This is a genomic window from Pseudomonas imperatae (assembly GCF_057128625.1).
Map to the genome: position 1 here is coordinate 204937 of NZ_JBSKHP010000012.1, position 12707 is coordinate 217643.

Genomic DNA, 12707 nt, shown 5'->3' on the forward strand with positions numbered 1-12707 from the left:
TGAATGTAGGAGACTTCTGATTTTGCCCGATAGGGTATTCGCTTGAACCAACTTGCATGATAATCATTTTCCTTGGGTCCCGATGCCGGGTGACAAGAAGAATCAAGATGATTTATCACGCGAGTTGCTCAGGAGGAACACAATGTCGGACGTGTATCGGGAATCCAATCCAGTCATGGAGATGCTGGCCAAGCTATCCGAACTGTGGAGCACCCGGGCTGCAGTCAATAAGCCTTCCTTGGATATCTCGGCCTTGTTGTTTGATTCAACTCGGCCGGATTTCTGCGAAGCGCTGTTGCCATTTTCCCAACATGACGCATGGCGCGGCGCCGATCCACAGGTGAAATCAAGCTGTCTCTCTTATGCCTGGATCATTTATAACCTGAAGACCATTTATATCGAGTGCGATATTGTCACCCCGGCGTGCGAGGACCTGCTCAAGGTCTCGCCGCTGACCGGCGACAGCCGCAGGATGTTCCAGGCGGCCATCGCCGAGGCGTTGCTGGACGAAGCCCTGCACACCAAGATGTCTGTCAGCGCCTGCAACTACATCTACTGCCACCGCCGGCTACCGGTGCTGCAGTTTACCGACTTCAACCTGCTGCGTTGGAAGGACGAGATTCTTTCTTCCTGTTGCGCTGAATGGGAGCGCCGCCTGACCCGCTTCGGCATGGCGTGTGCCAGCGAGACGATGATTACCGACTACCTCAAGCGGATGTCCGAAGACAACGCTATCCAGGCCGTCTGTCGTGAAGTGACACGTACTCATGCGGAAGATGAATGGAGCCACTCAAGCGTGTTCTCCTTTGCCGCCATCGAAATTGTTTCCGACCTGACCAAGGCTGAGCGTAATTACTTGCAGCGCATTATCCGTAAAACAGTGCATATGTTTGCCGATAATGAAATGGGGGCGTGGGGCAGGGTGTTCGCCATGGTCGGCCTGCAAGAGGGTGCCGATATAGTTGCCGACAGTTCCAGTTTTGCCGAGGTCGAAGTTTATACCGATTCGGTGAACTCCCTGTTATCCCGAATTGGCCTCGCGTAAACCCGTCACACCGTTCCTGGTATGTATGAAGTTGAGAGGTTGGACGCTTTATGGGCGCGTTTTTATCGTGCGAGTTTGTCAGGCAAGAGTCAGTGGATGTCTGGTCGTTTGGTTTCAAGGCCATGCAACCGCAGCCGGAGCAAACCTTTGACCCGGGGCGTTTCGTGATGATTGATTTTCCCGACGTGCAAGGCAACAGTGGCACCCGTTGTTATTCGATATCTGGCGCTACTGCGCCGGATACGTTCGAGATTTCGGTGCGGCGCAAGGGCGACGGTGGGGTTTCCGATAATTTGGTGAGGCGCCTGCAGCCCGGCGCGCTGGTCAACCTGGTCGACGTTGCAGGCCAGATAACCTCACGGCAACTTGCCGGTAACAGCACGGTACTCATGCTGGCAGCGGGTATCGGTGTGACCGTACCCATTGCGCTGGTGCGGGATATCGCCAAGCAGCATCTGGCGGGCGTCGGTGTGCTCAAGGTGAGGCTGGTCATCGTGACGCCGGTGCTGGAGTGCTTGCCGTTCCTGACGGAGTTGCTGTCCTTGAGTTTGACCGCGGCGTGGTTTGAGTTGAATGTCAGGCTTACCCGCCAGGCCGTGGTGTCTGGCCACTCCTGCTTCGCTGCGGGTCGGCCCACCGCGGGGGAGGTCTTTGGCGGCTCGTCATGGGACAGCGTGGTGATTTGTGGCGGCCTTGCCTTTGCCGATTTTTTCGCGGCGCAGGCTCGTCAACGGCTGCCCCACTGCACGTTGTTCGTCGAAGCGTTTTCGGCCGCTGAGGCGCCGCAACCGCTGGGCGGCGCGAACGCCGTGGCGGTAAAAATCGGCACTGAGACGGTAGTGATTGACTCGGCCAAGAACCTCCTCACCGCACTTGAGGAGCAAGGCGTCAGTATCCAGCACCAATGCCGTGCGGGCATTTGCGGTCGGTGCAGGATCAAGGTGGTGGACGGCGATTACCGTAGCAACGCCCAGTTGGCGCTTAGCGATAAAGAGCGTCAGCAGGGCTATGTACTGGCGTGTTGCACGTTCGCGACGGGCGCTGGGATTTCCATCGAAACCGCGGGATAAGCCGGCGTTGGCTGAGACGCGGCCTGCGGCCGCTGCCACAGGAGGTGTAGCAGCGGCCGCAGGCCGCGTCCGGCACCACCCCAGTCATAACTCCGTAAGCTCCACCAACCCCCCATCCCGCCCCAAACGATACCGGCACAAGTCCCCCGCCAGCACCAACCGCCCGCCATACTGCGCGGCCGCCTCTTCCCGCACATCGCCAATGCAAGGGCTGCGCTGCGGGTTGTTCTGGTACCGCGCACTGAAGTGCGTCAGCACCAGGTTCGGCACCCCCGCAGCTTGCGCGAAGCGTGCCACGGCCGCGGCGGTGCTGTGGCCATAGCTGGTGCGGGCGCCTGCCAGCACCGGCTCGGTGAAGGTGGCCTCGTGCACCAGCACGTCGGCGCCCTTGGCGACGCTGGCCAGCAGCTCGGGGCGGTCGTTGTCGCCGCAGACGATTACCCGGTGGCCAGGGCGCGAAGCGCGCTGGTAGTCGCTCGCCAGTATCAGCCGGCCTTCATGGGTCACGCCCTGGCCGCGGGCCAGTTCGCCCCACAGCGGCCCGCGCGGCACGCCGTCGGCCTGCAGGCGGTCGATATCCAGGCGCGGCTCGGGGTTCAGCTCGTCGAACACGTAGCCGTAGCTGGGCACCCGGTGCGACAGCTCAACGGTGCTCACCTTCATGCTGGCGCAACTCCACGTGCCCAGGGTTTCCAGGGCGTGCAGGCGCAGCTCGTAGGGCAGGTGGGTGTCGCTCACGGCCAGGCTCTGCCGCACCCAGGCCTGCAGGGCATCGGGCAGGATCAGCTCCAGCGGTTCGCTGCGCCCGGACATGCCGGCGCTGGCCAGCAGCCCGGGCAGGCCGAAGCAGTGGTCGCCGTGCACGTGGGTGATGAAGATGGCGCGCAGGTCGCGCACCGACAGCGGCGTGCGCAACAGCTGGTGCTGGGTGCCCTCGCCGCAGTCCACCAGGTACCAGGCCTTGCCGGAGGCCTCGATGACGGCGGTGGCGCTGACATTGCGGGCCTTGGTGGGGACCCCGGATGAGGTGCCCAGAAACTGCAGGTCCATGGGTTGAATGCCTCGCTGGCAAAACCCCAGTGTAACGCCTACGGGGCGGTGCCGGCAGCCGCCTGGGGGCCGGCCTTCAGGTAGGCGTCGGCGATGCGCTGCAAGGTGCCGTCACTGCGCAGGTTGTCCATGGCCTGGCGCAGGCTGCGCACCATGGCTTCGTCACAGCGTTTGGAGCAAGCCAGGTACAGGTCCGACTGCATCAGCGGCGGGCTCATCTGCAAGGGCCGGTCCGACACGCCGCGCCAGATGTAGCGGGTTTCCGGCACGCCGTTGAACCAGGCGTCGACGCGGCCCATCAGCAGCAGTTGCGCGGGGTTCTCGCCAATTTGCAGGGGGTAGATCTGCTCGTCGCTGAAGCCCTCGTCGCGCAGTTTCTGCTCCTGGGCGCTGCCGCGGCCCACGGCGATGCGCGCGTAGGCCTGGCGGGCCTGGGCAAACGTCTCGACGCGGCGGTCGAGGCTGAAAAAGGCCCGGTCCATGCTCATGATCGGCGCGATCCAGGTGTAGTCGTTTTCCCGATCCGGGGTGCGTGACAGGGGGATGATCAGTTGATTGATGCCCTGGCGCACGTCGTGCTGGGCACGCGGCCAGGGCAGCACCAGCAGGTGCAGGTCGAGGCCGGCCTGGGCGGCGGCCTTCAGCGTGGCTTCGCCGACGATGCCGTGCTGGCCGGCGCTGCCGCTCATGCTCAGGGGCGGCGCTTCGGGCAGGTACAGGTCCACCGTGCGGGCCGCCACGGCAATCGCGGGCAACAGCAGCACGAGCAGGCCGGCGCAGCAGCGTAGCGAACGCTTGAAATGACTCATGGCAGTGACTCAAAACGGGTACGGGGGTGATGCTGTTATTGGCAGGAGCATAGGTGTAAATCGCCATCACTGCATCTGCCCGGGCCCTGTAGCCGCTGGCGAAGCCTGCGCTGGCCCTCCAGTACGCTGGAAATCTCCAGTGCAGGCGAGGGCCAGCGCAGCCTGTCGGCAGCGGCTACGCAAGGGTCAATTGATGCGGGGGTGCTGTTGCACCAGGTTTTCGCGCTTGGCCTGCAGTTCGGCGATCTGCGCGTCGATGTCCTCGATTTTCTGCTCGATGTTGTCGTGGTGCTCCTGCAGCAGTTCCTTCGCCTCGGCAAGGTCCGACGCGGCGGGGGCGGCGCCGCGCAGGGGCTTGTTGGCGGTTTCCTTCATCGACAGGCCGGTGAGCAGGCCGATCACCGCCACCACCATCAGGTAGTACGCCGGCATGTACAGGTTGCTGGTGGTTTCCACCAGCCAGGCGGCCAGGGTCGGGGTCAGGCCGGCGATCAGCACCGAAATGTTGAAGGCGCTGGCCAGGGCGCTGTAGCGGATGTGGGTGGGGAACATCGCCGGCAGGGTCGAGGCCATGACGCCGATGAAGAAGTTCAGCAGCACGGCAATGATCAGCAGGCCGGCGAAGATCAGCCCCAGGCTGCCGCTGGTGATCAGCATGAACGCCGGAATCGCCAGCACGAACAGGCCCACGCTGCCGGTGATGATGAACGGGCGGCGGCCGACCTTATCGCTCAGCAAGCCGAACACCGGCTGCACGAACAGCATCCCCACCATGATGGCGATGATGATCAACACGCCGCGGTCTTCGCTGTAGTGCAGGTTGTGCGACAGGTAGCTGGGCATGTAGGTGAGCAGCATGTAGTAGGTGACGTTGGTCGCCACCACCATGCCCACGCAGGTCACCAGGCTGCGCCAGTGCTGGGTGGCCACCTCCTTGAACGACACTTTCGGGCCGCCGGCCAGGCCTTCGCGGTCACCCTGTTCAAGCTTTTCCACGTGCTGCTGGAACGCCGGGGTTTCTTCCAGCGCGTTGCGCAGGTACAGGCCGAGCATGCCCAGGGGCAGGGCGAGGAAGAACGGCAGGCGCCAGCCCCATTCCTGGAACTTGTCCTCGCCGATCACCGTGGAAATCAGCACCACCACGCCGGCGCCGAAGACGAAGCCGGCAATCGAGCCGAAGTCCAGCCAGCTGCCGAGAAAGCCGCGCTTGCGGTCCGGGGCGTATTCGGCGACGAAGATCGAGGCGCCGGTGTATTCGCCGCCCACCGAGAAACCCTGGGCCATTTTCGCCAGCAACAGCAGGATCGGCGCCCAGATGCCGATGGAGGCATAGGAGGGAATCAGGCCAATGGCGAAGGTGCTCAGGGACATGATGACGATGGTGGCGGCCAGCACTTTCTGCCGGCCGTACTTGTCCCCCAGCGCGCCGAAGAACAGCCCGCCCAGGGGGCGGATCAGGAACGGCACGGAGAAGGTCGCCAGGGCCGCGATCATCTGCACGCTGGGGTTGGCGCCGGGGAAGAAGACCTTGCCCAGCACGTAGGCGACGAAGCCATACACGCCGAAGTCGAACCACTCCATGGCGTTGCCCAGCGCGGCGGCGGTGATCGCCTTGCGCATCTTGACGTCGTCGACGATGGTGATGTCTTTCAAGCCGATGGGCTTGACGCGTGTCTTGCGTAGTTTCATACGGGTTACTCGGTACCAGAGATGTCTATGGCATCAGATACGTTGGCACGCAAAATAATTCCATCCTCCCTCCGACGAAGCCCCTTGTAGCAGCGGCCACAGGCCGCGTCCCACCACCACCCCAAACACTTGGATAAATGGTAGTTACACAGGTGTAACACCTGTACTACAGTCAAAGCCGTTATCCGAACTTTGCCACTCGTGTTGCGCGTGAACTTCACGTCGCACCGCAATTGTGCGTGCGCGCAGGAAAAGTTCGAGTTTTGACGCCAGTTAATCGCCGCACCCTGAAGGATGAATTGGCGGCGTCAAATTTAAATAAAGCCACCGTCGCCATTAAATAGAGAGTCAAACAAAATGAGTGCACAGGAAAGTGTTATCTACAGCAAATTGACCGAAGTCTTCCAGGACGTCTTCGACGAGGATAACCTGGCGCTGACCCCCGAAACCACGGCGGATGACGTGGAGGGCTGGGACAGCATGGCCCATGTGCGGCTGCTTCTGTCGATCAAGAAGAAGTTCGGCATAGAGTTCGCTGCTTCGGAAACAAGCTCGCTGAAGAACGTCGGCGATCTGGTCGCGGTCATTGCCAAAAAGAGCAAGTAGTCCGCTCACTTTTTAATCCTGGGGATCACACCATGTCTCAATTGATCAGCGCACTTCCTTGGTTGGTACACGCACCCGACGACTTCTCCGTGCAATGCCGCGGTTTAAAAGCAGATGCCCCCGAACTGGGTCGAAGTATTCAAGCGCTGGCCAATTGCGCCCTGGACGGCAACCAACTTCAGAAACTCGCCAGCGCCATTGGCAAGTTGCAGGCCAGTGATGTTTCCCTGGCGCCATTGACGCCCCTGCGCCTGGCGGTGCTGGGCAACGGCACCCAGGATTTTGTCGCCGCCGCCCTGGTGGCCAGCGCCGCGCGCCATGGCCTGGCGCTGCAGGTGGTGAAGGGCGAATACGACCAGGTGCTGCAGGAGGCCAACGAGGCGCACTCCACGGTCAACGCCTTCCGGCCCCAGGCCGTGCTGATTGCCGTGGACTACCGCGCGCTGCCCTGGCAGCCCACGCCGGGTGACGCCGGCACGGGGCTGGCCAACGTCGAGATGGCCATGAACTACCTGCAAGGCGTGCGCGACGCGGTGCACCGCCACAGCGGTGCCACCTGCATCGTGCAAACCCTGGCGCCGCCGCCGGAAACCCTGTTCGGCAGCTTCGAGCGCCGGGTACCTGGCACCCCGCTGTGGCTGGTGGACGAGCTGAACCGGCGCCTGGTGGACAGCCTGGCCAAGGGCGAAGACCTGCTGCTGGACGTGGCGCAACTGGCCGCTACCGTGGGCCTCGACACCTGGCACTCGCCCGGCGAGTGGAACCTGGCCAAGCTGCCGTTCGCCAGCGACTGCCTGCCGCTGTACGCCGACCATGTGGCGCGGCTGCTGGCGGCCTGGCGCGGGCGCAGCCGCCGCTGCCTGATCCTCGACCTCGATAACACCGTGTGGGGCGGGGTCATTGGCGACGATGGCGTGGAGGGCATCAAGGTCGCCCAAGGCGACGCCACGGGCGAGGCGCACCTGGCGGTGCAGCGCATGGCCCTGGCGCTGCGCGAGCGCGGCATCGTGCTGGCGGTGTCGTCGAAAAACACCGAGGAAATCGCCCGCAAGCCGTTCCAGGAACACCCGGAGATGCTGCTGCGCGAAGACCATTTCGCCGCGTTCCAGGCCAACTGGCAGGACAAGGCCACCAACATCAAGGCCATCGCCGAGTCGTTGGCCCTGGGCCTGGACGCTATGGTGTTCCTCGATGACAACCCGGTGGAGCGCGGCCTGATCCGCCAGATCCTGCCCCAGGTGGCGGTGCCGGAGCTGGAGGAAGACCCGGCGTCCTACGCCCGTACCCTGGCCGCGGCCGGCTACTTCGAGGCGGTGCTGTTCTCCGAGGAAGACCGCAAGCGCGCCGCGCTGTACCAGGAAAATGCCCGGCGCATCACCCTGCAGCAGCAGGCCGGCGACGTGAACGCCTACCTGGCCTCGCTGGACATGGAAATCGTCTTCAAGCCCTTCGACGCCATGGGCCGCGCGCGGGTGGCGCAGCTGATCAACAAGTCCAACCAGTACAACCTCACCACGCGCCGCTACACCGAGGCCGACGTGCTGGCCGCGGAACAGGAGGCCGGCACCCTGACCCTGCAGGTGCGGCTGATCGACCGCTTCGGCGACAACGGCATGATCAGCGTGATCATCTGCCGGCCCTCGGCCCCCGACACCTGGGCCATCGACACCTGGCTGATGAGCTGCCGGGTGCTTGGCCGGCAGGTGGAAGACAGCGTGCTGTGCGAGATTCTGGCCCAGGCCCGGCAGCGCGGCATCACCCGCCTGGTGGGCGAGTACATCCCGTCGGAGCGCAACATGATGGTGCAGAAGCACTACCAGAAGCTGGGCTTTGCCCAGGTGGGCGAGGAGCCCAACGGCACCACGCTGTGGGAGCTGGGCACCGACGTCGAGAAATCGGCACCGCTGATGCGCGTACGGCACGAAAGCGCCTGACCAACCCCAACAACAAGAACAATGGAGCAGGCTGATGGACGACACTCCCAACGAGCAGCGCAAGCCCAGGCTGCCGCGGCGCGACCTGGTGCTGATACCCATGCTGGTCGGCGTCACCCTGGCGGTGCTGCTGGGCGCCGGCGAGGGCCTGGCGCGTTATTTCTACCCGGCGCAGCAGCTGGACAGCTGCCAGATTCCGGACGACATCATGGGCACGCGCTTCAAGCCCGACTGCACCTCCAGCACCAAGGCCCCCGAGGGGCCTTGGGTGACCAACCACTACAACGACTGCGGTTTCCGCTCCCAGGGCAGCTGCGCCAGCAAGCCGGCGGGTGCCTTGCGCATCGTCGCCTTCGGCTCGTCGCTGACCCAGGGCTACCTGGTGCCGTACGAGCAGTCCTACCCGGTGCGCGTCGGCGCCAGCCTGGCCACCTCCTGCCACCGCGCCATCGACGTGCAGGACGTGGCCAGCATCGGCTACAACTGGAGCCGCGCCAAGCTGGACTTCGATGAGGCGGTGAAACTGGCGCCGGACCTGCTGATCACCAGCATCGTGCCGTTCGACCTGGAGCGCGACCCCGCCGACTTCGAGGCCAGCAGCGCGCCAGCGGCGCCGGCCCCCGAGCCGCCGCTGCTGAACCGTCTCTACGTGGCCATCAAGGAGCAGGCGCGCTCGGCGTACGTTGCCCAGTACTTCTACTTCAAGAACGCCGAGGCGTTCACCGACCTCTACCTGCACTACGGCGAGAAGGCCAACTTCCTGCGCACGCCGTTCACGCCGTTCTGGCAGAGCCGCCTGGACACCTACGAGAAACTGCTCGCCGACATGGCCGACCAGGCCCGTGCCGCCCACGTGCCGCTGGTGCTGGTGTACGTGCCGCAACGGGCGCAGGTGGCGATGATCAGTGGCACGCGCACGCCGCCGGGCGTCGACCCCTGGGCGTTCAGCCGGGCCATCGGCGACATTGCGCGGCGCCACGGTATTGTCTACGTCAACACCAGCGACGAGTTCAGCCACCTGAAAAACGCCGCCGACCTGTATTACCCGGTGGACGGCCACCCTTCGGGGGCAGGCCATGCGGTGATCGCCGACGCCGTGGTGCAGCGGCTGGTGAACCTGCCCGATGACCGCTTCGCCAGCTGTGCCACCGGGGCGGCCACCGCCGCCTTGCAGCCGAGGACCACGCCATGAACGTACCGTCATTCGAATTCCTCGGCTTTGCCGCCATTGCCGCGCTGGTGTTCAACCTGTTCCTGGCGGCGGGCTGGCGCCAGGCGGTGCTGCTGGCCACCAACCTGGTGTTCTTCGCCACCCTGATGCCCAGCGTAACGGCCTGTGGGCCGTTCCTGCTGTTCCTGGCGTTCGGCTTCGGCCTGATGCGCCTGGTGCAGCGCACGCCGGGGGCCGACCACCGGCTGCTGTTCGCCTGCTCAGTGCTGGCGATCGTGCTGGTGTTCGCCTGGCTGAAGAAATACGGGTTCTTCCCCTCGGGGATGTTCCTGGCGTTTCCCTACGCCACCGTAGGCCTGTCCTACGTGTTCTTCCGCGTGCTGCACCTGGTGATCGACGCCCGGGGCGGCACCTTGCCGCCGATCACGGCGCTGGGCTACGTCAACTACACGCTGAACTTCACCGCGCTGATCTCCGGGCCTATCCAGCGTTACCCCGACTACAAGGCGCAGGCCGACACGCTGTCGCGGCCGGACCTGATCATCGCCGGGCAGGGGGTCGAGCGCATTTTCATCGGCTTCTTCAAGGTGTTCGTGCTGTCCCATGTGCTGCATGACCTGCAGTTGCAGGCGCTGGCGTTGCTGCCGGAAACCCCCGGGCTGTGGGGCACGGCGGCCCAGGGCGTGATCATTGCCGTGAGCTACCCGTTGTTCCTGTACTGCAACTTCTCCGGCTACACCGACGTGGTCATCGGCGTGGGCTATTTCTTCGGGCTGCGGCTGCCGGAGAACTTCAACAAGCCTTTCATTGCCGAGAACTTCATCAACTTCTGGGGCCGCTGGCACATGTCGCTGTCCAACTGGTTGAAGACCTACGTCTACAACACCGTGCTGATGAGCCTGATGGAGCGCTTCCCGGCGCGCAGCGTCGAGCCGTTCCTGGGCGTGCTGGCGTTCTTCGTGACGTTTTTCCTGGTGGGTATCTGGCACGGGCAAACTTCGGAGTTCGTGATGTTCGGCCTGTTGCAGGGCGGCGGCGTGGCGGCGAACAAGCTGTACCAGATCCAGATGGCCCAGCGCCTGGGCAAGAAGCCGTACAAGGCCTTGTGCGCCAACCCGCTGTACCTGATTGCCGCGCGTGGGCTGACCTTTGCCTGGTTTGCCTTCACGCTGTTCTGGTTCTGGGCCAGCTGGGCGCAGATTGGTGCCTATTACGCGGCGCTGGGCTGGGCCGGCACCTTGCTGGTGTGGGCACTGGTGTGGGTCGGCGCAGCAGTGGTCATCGAAGCGGTGCGCCGGCTGTGGGCCGTGGTGCTGTTGCTCAAGGCCGGTGGTACGCCGGTGGCGCAGTCGCGCTACACGCGCACCGTGGCGATCACCGTGGTGGCAACCCTGACCACGGTATTCATCCTGCTGGCCAACTCCCCAGCCCCGGACATCGTCTACAAGACGTTCTGATGCCACCCCGTAGCCGCTGCCGACAGGCTGCGCTGGCCCTCAGCCACGCTGGAGATTTTTAGCGTACCTGGGAGCCAGCGCAGCCTGGCGGCAGCGGCTACGCAATTGTGTTGGCGCGACGAGTCATTTCAATAACCCGGCGATTACCGCCGCCGCCATCCGCGCCTGCAGCGCCTGCCCCTGGGCCGTCAGGTGAATGCGGTCGCTGGCGAACAGCGGCGGCGGGTAGGGGCCGGCCGGGCGGTTGAACGCCGGTTCGCTGGCCCAGTCGATCACCGCGTCGCAGCTGTCCAGCGGCGCGCGGAGGGCGGCGTTGACCACCATCAAGGTACTGTTGGCGCGTGGCTCGGCGCTGCGGATCACGTCGGCCACGCACACCACCTTGGCCCCGGCCTTGTGCGCCAGGACGGCGCCGCGGCGGTAGGTGGCGAGGATGTCGTCGGCGCTTTGCCCCGATTGCTGGTCGTTGTAGCCGCCTTGCAGGATGACGACCTTGTTCGGCGAGCGGCTCGCGGCAAGGTTGGGCAGGGCATATTGCTCCCACCGGCCCACGGCGTCGGCCAGCCGCCCGCCATAGCGCGCGGCATTGACCAGCTGGATATCGTCGCGGCCCAGCTGGCGAATCATCTGCTGCGGCCAGCCTTGCTGGAACGGCGCGCCGCTGCCATCGGAATGGCTGTCACCCAGCACCACGATCACCCCACCGTTGGGCGCCGGCAGGCCGAAGGTCTGTGCCAGCGAAGTGTTCAACGCCGCCCGCGTGGTCGCGTCCAGCGGCCAGGGCACGATGATCGCCGCCGACAGGTTCACCAGCCCCGAGCGATCGCCGCCGCTCAGGCCCAGGCTGCCGCCGGCCAGCGGCGTGGCATTGCCGCCGGGGGTGGTTGTGGAAGTGCCGAGCATGTCCAGGGTCTTGCCCTGGGCGTCGGCGCTGCAGACGATGACTGCCGGGGTCTCGGTAGGCACCACGGCGGCGTAGGCGTTGTCGCCGGCGCCGTCGCAGGCGGTGGGCTGGGTGCTGTAGTGGGCGAATTCCAGGCCGGCGTTGCGGTCGGCGATATCGCCCACCGTCACGAACCCGACCGGCGCGAACGCCGAGGTGGCCGCGCCGATCACCGCCAGGGTGAAGTGGTTGGCGGCCAGGGTCACGCTGGCGGGGAGGGTCAGGTAGGTGTTGGCGGGGTCCCATTCGCCGGCACCGGCGTGGGCATCGAACAGCACCGCGCGGCTGTTGCCGTGGCGGCGGTCAGCGCTGAGCACGGGGCGCAGGGTCGCATCGGGCTGGGTGGCATCGTTGTTGCCGCCGCCCTGGTCGTGCCACACGGCAATACGGGCGAGGGCGCCGGGGGCCAGCGATCCGTCGGCGAGGAACTTCAGCGCCTTGCCTTCAGCGGTGATGGCCGGGCCCTGGTAGCAGCGGCTCAACAGGTGCGTGCCGTAGGCGGTGGGGCGCAGCACGGCCAGGGTGAACTGCGCGCCGCTGCCGTGGGTGGAGGAGGCCGTTACGGGCTCGGGTCCCAGGCAGTCGTGCAGCAACGGTTGGGTGACGCTGACCTCGGCGATGCCGGTACCGGCCGTCAGCTTCGCGACGCTGACCGTGGCGCCGCCGGGCAACGCCAACGTGTCGCCAGCCTGGTAGCCGCTGCCGGCCACGACCGGCGTGGCGCCGGTGACATACAGCCCGATTACATCCAACGGCAGCGGCGCCGCCTGCACGCCGAGGCTTGCCACCCACAACCACGCCAGCACACAGGGTTTGCAAGGGCGCGCCATGGCCACCTCCACAGTCAAACCAGCAGCGTAGCAGCAACTGTCTTGTGGGAGCTGGCTTGCCAGCGAGCTTTTATGGCCCCAACAGCTCGCTGGCAAGCCAGCT

General features: G+C 65.0%; 10 protein-coding genes. 6 read left to right on the forward strand and 4 right to left on the reverse strand.

Features of this window, described 5'->3' with window-relative positions; all coding sequences use genetic code 11:
- Window positions 1-142 precede the first annotated feature (142 nt).
- Window positions 143-1045, forward strand: a complete 903-nt coding sequence (locus ACWKWX_RS17335; protein ID WP_483828433.1) for a diiron oxygenase — start codon at window positions 143-145, stop codon at window positions 1043-1045.
- Between the two features lie 50 nt (window positions 1046-1095).
- Complete coding sequence (locus tag ACWKWX_RS17340) at window positions 1096-2115, forward strand: 2Fe-2S iron-sulfur cluster-binding protein (RefSeq protein ID WP_483828434.1); 1020 nt, start codon at window positions 1096-1098, stop codon at window positions 2113-2115.
- An 84-nt stretch (window positions 2116-2199) separates the two neighbouring features.
- On the opposite strand, the gene ACWKWX_RS17345 is transcribed toward ACWKWX_RS17340, so the two are convergent.
- The 3 genes from ACWKWX_RS17345 to proP form a co-directional block, all read right to left on the reverse strand.
- On the reverse strand, window positions 2200-3165 hold the full coding sequence (locus ACWKWX_RS17345; protein ID WP_483828435.1) for a ribonuclease Z: 966 nt from the start codon (window positions 3163-3165) through the stop codon (window positions 2200-2202).
- A 38-nt stretch (window positions 3166-3203) separates the two neighbouring features.
- Window positions 3204-3974, reverse strand: coding sequence for a substrate-binding periplasmic protein (locus ACWKWX_RS17350; RefSeq protein ID WP_416423970.1), 771 nt, complete (start codon window positions 3972-3974; stop codon window positions 3204-3206).
- Window positions 3975-4160: 186 nt separating this feature from the next.
- A complete protein-coding gene (gene proP / locus ACWKWX_RS17355; protein WP_416423971.1) occupies window positions 4161-5663 on the reverse strand; it encodes a glycine betaine/L-proline transporter ProP in 1503 nt (500 codons plus the stop codon).
- Window positions 5664-6020: 357 nt separating this feature from the next.
- On the opposite strand from proP, the gene ACWKWX_RS17360 reads away from it, so the two are divergent.
- The 4 genes from ACWKWX_RS17360 to ACWKWX_RS17375 are packed head-to-tail and all read left to right on the forward strand — an operon-like array spanning window position 6021 to window position 10831.
- Window positions 6021-6269, forward strand: a complete 249-nt coding sequence (locus ACWKWX_RS17360; RefSeq protein ID WP_483828436.1) for an acyl carrier protein — start codon at window positions 6021-6023, stop codon at window positions 6267-6269.
- A 32-nt stretch (window positions 6270-6301) separates the two neighbouring features.
- On the forward strand, window positions 6302-8203 hold the full coding sequence (locus tag ACWKWX_RS17365; protein WP_483828437.1) for an HAD-IIIC family phosphatase: 1902 nt from the start codon (window positions 6302-6304) through the stop codon (window positions 8201-8203).
- A 34-nt stretch (window positions 8204-8237) separates the two neighbouring features.
- Window positions 8238-9395 carry an SGNH/GDSL hydrolase family protein gene (locus tag ACWKWX_RS17370; RefSeq protein WP_416423974.1) on the forward strand — a complete coding sequence of 386 codons (1158 nt, stop codon included), beginning with the start codon at window positions 8238-8240 and terminating at the stop codon, window positions 9393-9395.
- Window positions 9392-10831 carry an MBOAT family O-acyltransferase gene (locus tag ACWKWX_RS17375; RefSeq protein WP_483828438.1) on the forward strand — a complete coding sequence of 480 codons (1440 nt, stop codon included), beginning with the start codon at window positions 9392-9394 and terminating at the stop codon, window positions 10829-10831. Before ACWKWX_RS17370 ends, ACWKWX_RS17375 begins: the two co-directional genes overlap by 4 nt.
- A 123-nt stretch (window positions 10832-10954) precedes the next feature.
- On the opposite strand, the gene ACWKWX_RS17380 is transcribed toward ACWKWX_RS17375, so the two are convergent.
- Window positions 10955-12604: an SGNH/GDSL hydrolase family protein gene (locus ACWKWX_RS17380; protein WP_483828439.1), complete on the reverse strand. Its 1650-nt coding sequence runs from the start codon at window positions 12602-12604 to the stop codon at window positions 10955-10957.
- Window positions 12605-12707 lie beyond the last annotated feature (103 nt).

Excerpts from the sequence above, each read along its gene's own strand:
- ACWKWX_RS17335 (WP_483828433.1), top strand. The coding sequence starts at position 143 with ATGTCGGACGTGTATCGGGAATCCAATCCAGTCATGGAGATGCTGGCC.
- ACWKWX_RS17340 (WP_483828434.1), top strand. The coding sequence starts at position 1,096 with ATGGGCGCGTTTTTATCGTGCGAGTTTGTCAGGCAAGAGTCAGTGGAT.
- ACWKWX_RS17345 (WP_483828435.1), bottom strand. The coding sequence starts at position 3,165 with ATGGACCTGCAGTTTCTGGGCACCTCATCCGGGGTCCCCACCAAGGCC.
- ACWKWX_RS17350 (WP_416423970.1), bottom strand. The coding sequence starts at position 3,974 with ATGAGTCATTTCAAGCGTTCGCTACGCTGCTGCGCCGGCCTGCTCGTG.
- proP (WP_416423971.1), bottom strand. The coding sequence starts at position 5,663 with ATGAAACTACGCAAGACACGCGTCAAGCCCATCGGCTTGAAAGACATC.
- ACWKWX_RS17360 (WP_483828436.1), top strand. The coding sequence starts at position 6,021 with ATGAGTGCACAGGAAAGTGTTATCTACAGCAAATTGACCGAAGTCTTC.
- ACWKWX_RS17365 (WP_483828437.1), top strand. The coding sequence starts at position 6,302 with ATGTCTCAATTGATCAGCGCACTTCCTTGGTTGGTACACGCACCCGAC.
- ACWKWX_RS17370 (WP_416423974.1), top strand. The coding sequence starts at position 8,238 with ATGGACGACACTCCCAACGAGCAGCGCAAGCCCAGGCTGCCGCGGCGC.
- ACWKWX_RS17375 (WP_483828438.1), top strand. The coding sequence starts at position 9,392 with ATGAACGTACCGTCATTCGAATTCCTCGGCTTTGCCGCCATTGCCGCG.
- ACWKWX_RS17380 (WP_483828439.1), bottom strand. The coding sequence starts at position 12,604 with ATGGCGCGCCCTTGCAAACCCTGTGTGCTGGCGTGGTTGTGGGTGGCA.